The following is a 5078-nucleotide window of genomic DNA, read 5'->3' on the forward strand; positions in this document are numbered from 1 at the left end:
GAGTTCTCTTCGGCGGTCGGCATGCGCTGAGCATGCCCGCATCGCTCAACGTCCGCAATAATGGACGCGCGGTTGCTAGTTGAACGACCGGGTTTGGGCGGCTGCCGTCGGTCTGCTTTTGGCCATGTGCACAACGGCCTCCAAGACACACACAGCATGTAAAGCCCGTTCCCGCCTTGGCCATTTCGGCCAAGGAGAAAGCTTATGGGTACGTCAGAGTTCGATCCAGTGGTCGGTGAGCGTCGGCCTTGGAATTTTACGCGTAAGGTCGGAGCCAAGCGCGCGCTCAAGCCGCGACAGGTCTGGGCTATTCGTTTCTTCCTCGATCAGCATCGCCGCTTACGGGATCGAGCGTTGTTCGATCTCGCCATCGACAGCAAGCTGCGCGGTTGCGACGTGGTAAAGGTTAGGATCGGCGATCTTGTCCTCGGCGGCCATGTGCGCAATCGGGCCATCGTCGTGCAGGCAAAGACGGGCAGGCCGGTACAGTTCGAACTGATGGCGGACGCCCGGGCGAGCTTGCTTGCCTGGCTGGAACGGCGCGGCGGTACGCTGACCGACTATGTCTTCCCGAGCAGAACGGATCATGCTCGCCCACTCAGCACGCGTCAGTACGCCCGACTTGTCGATGAATGGGTCGATGGTATTGGCCTACGCCGAGAAGAGTATGGGACGCATTCACTCCGGCGAACCAAGGCGTCCATCATATACAAGGCATCGGGTAATCTGCGAGCCGTGCAAATCCTGTTAGGGCATGCCAAGATTGAAAACACCGTCCGTTACCTTGGCGTCGATGTGGAAGATGCTCTCACTTTAGCAGAGGGCGTCGAGGTCTAATCCAACACCGGCTTCTCGCATTTGCGGGGAGCCGGATTGCTGTAACGTCGAAAAGCTGCCCTTCGGCAGTCGCCCACTTGCGGACGTTCCGAAAATCGGCATCTTGGGAAAATGGAAGCGCTAGGTCTCATGTCGATCGTCATAGGCCTGACATGCTGCGTGGCGTTGATAATCTGTCTTTGGCTTGTGAAAGCCTACTATCTCTTCGCTTACTTTGTCGCTTTACCGCTTCTACAGCTTACCATCTTCCGTTCGCTTCCCGTGCCGCAAAGCACGATGGCAGCAACAGGTGGCGCGTTCCTGATTGCTGCGCCCGTCGCGCTCTTGCGAAGAAGATTGCGGCTTCGTGCAGAACGCGCGCACCTCTGAGTGAGCGTCCGCTGTCCACCAGGGCAGGACATTCCGAAGCTCCCGCGCCGCTCGGGTCGCCCGAAAGCCGAATGGCGGCTATCGGGAGGATAAGCAGCCGGACGGCAGTCGCCCAAACCCGGTCGTTCAACTAGCAACCGCGCGTCCATTATTGCGGACGTTGAGCGATGCGGGCATGCTCAGCGCATGCCGACCGCCGAAGAGAACTCCCCGCCCCACACTGCCGCCGATTATTATGGCTTCGTCCTAACCCGACTGTTTGGCGTTATCGATGACGCCGAAGCGTCTGAATGTGACCCCGAAGGCATCCAACTGCTTCGCGTCGCCCGAGACCTATTTTGGGAAGAGTTTCAACGGCGGCATCCGGGTCATTGGGATCAGAAGCAGACTGGCTAAAATCGCCCAACAGCGGACATCGCCTGTCTGTATGATCGGCATATAATCCTGTGATGGCAGGCAGCCCTCTCTTTACCGCAGCGATTTTTGCTCTCGCGGGATACGGTGTCTAGTCCATCCGGCGCGATCTTCGCCGGGGGGTTGAGTCAGCCCGAGGTTTCACTTTCGTGAGGGCTACTCAGCCAAAGCGATACCGCTGGTTGATGGGGTTCAACATATTCGCCGTCAGCCTCATATGCATTGGTGCGATCATCCGGTTGGCTGAAGCGATCAGCAACTCATAGATCGGTCAAACAACGGCAGGTAACCACCGAGGCTGTGTGAAAACGCGCTCCGAGTGAGCGGTGTGTTGGCCAAGCGGAGCTTCGGGATCAGGCCCGCACCGCTTCCATCAGGCCTGGTACCCCGACGAGAGCGATGGCGCGCTTGAAGTTGTAGGCGAGGATGTGGAGGCTCATCTCGGTTCCGACGTTCTTCATGGTACGCGTCTTCAGGTGACTTCTGCCCATCCAGTCCTTAATGGTACCGAAGACGTGCTCGACCGTTCGCCGTCGGACTCGCATCGCGCCGGGCATGCGGTCGAGACGTGCCTGCATGGCCTCGATGACCTCCTCGTGTTCCCAGCGCTTGATCCGGCGTTCGATGCTGGCGGTGCAGTTTGCCTTTACGGTGCACTGGGAGCGGCAGGCGGGCGTGGCGTAACCATAGAGCGTGAGCCCGTGCTCGAGAGTGGAAAAGCGTCTGGTCATCGTTTCGCCGGCCGGGCAGCGGTACGTGTCACTCGCGGCTTGGTAGACGAAGTCCTGCTTGCCCCAGCGGCCATCGGCCTTGGCACCCGAGGTGAGCGGCTTGGGCAGGATCGGTACGATGCCCGCTTCTTGGCAGGCCAACACCTCAGATCCTGAGAAATACCCGCGGTCGGCAAGTACGGTGAGCGTGCCCGCGCCCGTCGCCTCGCGTGCCTGCGTACCCATATTCGTCAGCGACGTGCGGTCATGGCTCAGATTGATGACTTCGTGGGCGACGATGATGTGACTGCCGGTGTCGACCGCTGCCTGAAGGTTGTAGCCGACCTGGCCGGTACCTGTTCCCGCCGACGCCATCGCGCGAGCATCCGGATCGGTGAGCGAGATCTGTCGGTCAGGAGATGCTGCAACCGCCTGCTCCATCGCTTCAAGTTGGCGCATCTGGCGGCGTAGCTCGTCCAACCGTGTGGTAAGTCGCGCGGTGCGCAGCTCGGCCGCTTCGCCCTCTTGCCGGTCTGCGGTGTCAAGCATCCCGAGATAGCGCACGATGCTTGCGTCTACCTGCTCCATGCGCCGCCGGATCGTTACCGGCGTGAAGTTGCGGTCGCGTGCGTTCACCGCCCGGAAACGGCTGCCATCCACTGCCACCATGCCGCCGGCGATGAGCCCCAGACTCCGGCAAAGCAGGACGAAGCGTCGACAGACCGCCTGGATAGCAGCACCTTGGTCACGGCGGAAATCAGCGATGGTCTTGAAGTCGGGCGCCAGCTTGCCCGTTAGCCACATGACCTCGACGTTGCGGCCCGCTTCGCGCTCCAGCCGCCGGCTCGACTGCACTTGGTTGAGATAGCCGTAAATGTAGAGCTTCAGCATCATCGCCGGATGATAACCCGGCCGCCCGGTGACAGCGGCGTCGTCAAAGCCGAGCGCAGACAGATCCAGCTCATCTACGAACATATCAACAATGCGAACGGGGCTATCGTCAGCGACGTAATCGTCGATGCAAGGAGGCAGAAAAAGCTGCTCGCGACGGTCACATCCTTCGATGAAACGACCCATCCCACGCCTCCCGATGACGAAGGCGATCATACCACATCACGACGTTTTCACACAGCCTCCACCATCTCAAGCCGTTCCGGGGTGCCGTCAGGCTAGGCGCGGGCGACAGATAGCCTGACGATCAAGCCGCCAAATATCGTGCGCGTTTACAAAGAGCGTTGGGCACTCTGTCGCAAAACTCCGTCCTTCGGCGGTGCAGTCCACCCGATCCGCGACAGCGTGCCAAGCAGGGTCGAGCGCGGCACCTTGAAGGTCCGACAGACGGACGCCTTGCTGGCTCCACCATCCAGGGCGGCGGTGATCCGTTCGAGCGTTTCGGCGTCGATCATTGGGGGCCGGCCCCCCTGGCGTCCCCGACGTTTGGCAGCGGCCAGCCCCGCCATCACCCGCTCGCGTGTCAGCGCCTAGGTGCGGCAGGTTGGGCATCACGCCTATCTATTCCGCTCGATTTCCTCGGGGAATCCTCAGCGTCAGTTTTTGCAACAAAGCCTCTAGCGGGTCCCCATCATTGCGCGCTGAACTGCCGCGTTCTAGGCGCGTCCGAGAATGTCGCTTCCAGGATCAAAGAAGGAACTACCATGAGCGAGACCGCGGATCGCGTAAAGAAAATCGTCGTCGAGCATCTGGGCATCGAAGCCCACAAGGTGACCGAGGATGCGAGCTTCGTCGACGACTTAGGTGCCGACAGCCTCGACATCGTTGAATTTGTTATGGCGTTCGAGGAGGAATTCGGCATCGAAATTCCCGACGATGCCTCCGAGAAAATCGCAACCGTTGAGGATGCGATCACGTACATTGACACGCACAAGCCATGATTAGTGCATCAATCCAGATCCCAAAATAGGAGCAAAATAGGTCGGTGGCCTCTAGGTCGATCATGGGGAAAGCGGCATACGACGGCCGGTGGTATGCCACCCGAGCCTCGGATAATGCTTTGGGATTGATGGCGTCCGCAACGACGGTGGAGAGCAAACCAGCCGAGAAGCGGTCAGCGCGGAAGCGTGCGTACGAGCCTTGTTGGAAGCCTGACTTTTGTAGGTGAGCCGGCTGGTCTGCCGGCAGAAATTGATAGAGGAGGTGGAGGGCCGCTAGTGCCGGCGGCCCCTCTCCTTCCTCAGCGCGAGAGCGCCTGTTGGAGGTAACGCGATCCAGGTGCCGAGACCTGGCCGTTCAAGATGGTCCGCAGCGCCACGTCGCGTCCGTAGAACTCGCGGGTGCGACCCGCGTCGTTGTGGATGCCGCTCGCCTCGATCGTCGCGCCCGCATAAGCACCCTTAGTGTTTGTCCATACGATCACGTCGCCCTTGGCGAGGTTCGCCTGATCGGCATCCGAGTATTTGACGATCGCGTAGCCGGCATTGGCGTTGAGCGAGATTTTGGTCTGGTCGATGAACTGGCTAACCGCGCGCCGGTTCATCAGTAGGTACACGACCGAGCCGCCGGAGCCGCCCGCCTGTAACCCGATGTTGAGCCCGCCGAAGCTGTAGAAGGCCGGTGCGCTCCAGCCGCGGGAGGTGCGCGCTGCAGCGATCCCCGCGCCCCCGCGGCCGCCGATCAGGAAGCCGGCCTGCGCGTATTCCGGAATGATGAAAACTCCGGCCGCGCGGCCGATCAGCGCATGCAGCTTGGGATCGCGGTCCATCTCACCGACCACCGAGACGGCCTTGTCTG

The 5078-nt window shown here is 60.7% G+C and carries 4 protein-coding genes and 1 pseudogene; 2 read left to right on the forward strand and 3 right to left on the reverse strand.

What is annotated here, in order from left to right:
• Positions 1 to 204 precede the first annotated feature (204 nt).
• On the forward strand, positions 205 to 837 hold the full coding sequence (locus tag L8F97_RS22280; RefSeq protein ID WP_242154911.1) for a tyrosine-type recombinase/integrase: 633 nt from the start codon (positions 205 to 207) through the stop codon (positions 835 to 837).
• 1136 nt (positions 838 to 1973) lie between these two features.
• Here L8F97_RS22280 and L8F97_RS22285 read toward each other — a convergent pair.
• Positions 1974 to 3407 (reverse strand): IS1182 family transposase, encoded by a 1434-nt coding sequence (locus L8F97_RS22285; RefSeq protein ID WP_242154913.1) that lies wholly within the window; start codon positions 3405 to 3407, stop codon positions 1974 to 1976.
• 146 nt (positions 3408 to 3553) lie between these two features.
• Positions 3554 to 3811 (reverse strand): annotated as a pseudogene (locus L8F97_RS22290) (hypothetical protein); the annotation flags it as partial.
• Positions 3812 to 3985: 174 nt separating this feature from the next.
• Between L8F97_RS22290 and L8F97_RS22295 the strand changes: the two are divergent.
• Complete coding sequence (locus L8F97_RS22295) at positions 3986 to 4222, forward strand: acyl carrier protein (RefSeq protein ID WP_242154914.1); 237 nt, start codon at positions 3986 to 3988, stop codon at positions 4220 to 4222.
• A 299-nt stretch (positions 4223 to 4521) separates the two neighbouring features.
• On the opposite strand, the gene L8F97_RS22300 is transcribed toward L8F97_RS22295, so the two are convergent.
• Positions 4522 to 5078, reverse strand: a 557-nt coding sequence (locus tag L8F97_RS22300) for a lipid-binding SYLF domain-containing protein (protein ID WP_242154917.1), incomplete at its 5' end; no start/stop codon positions are given.

The sequence above is a fragment of the Sphingomonas sp. BAUL-RG-20F-R05-02 genome (genome assembly GCF_022662305.1).
Classification (GTDB): domain Bacteria; phylum Pseudomonadota; class Alphaproteobacteria; order Sphingomonadales; family Sphingomonadaceae; genus Sphingomonas.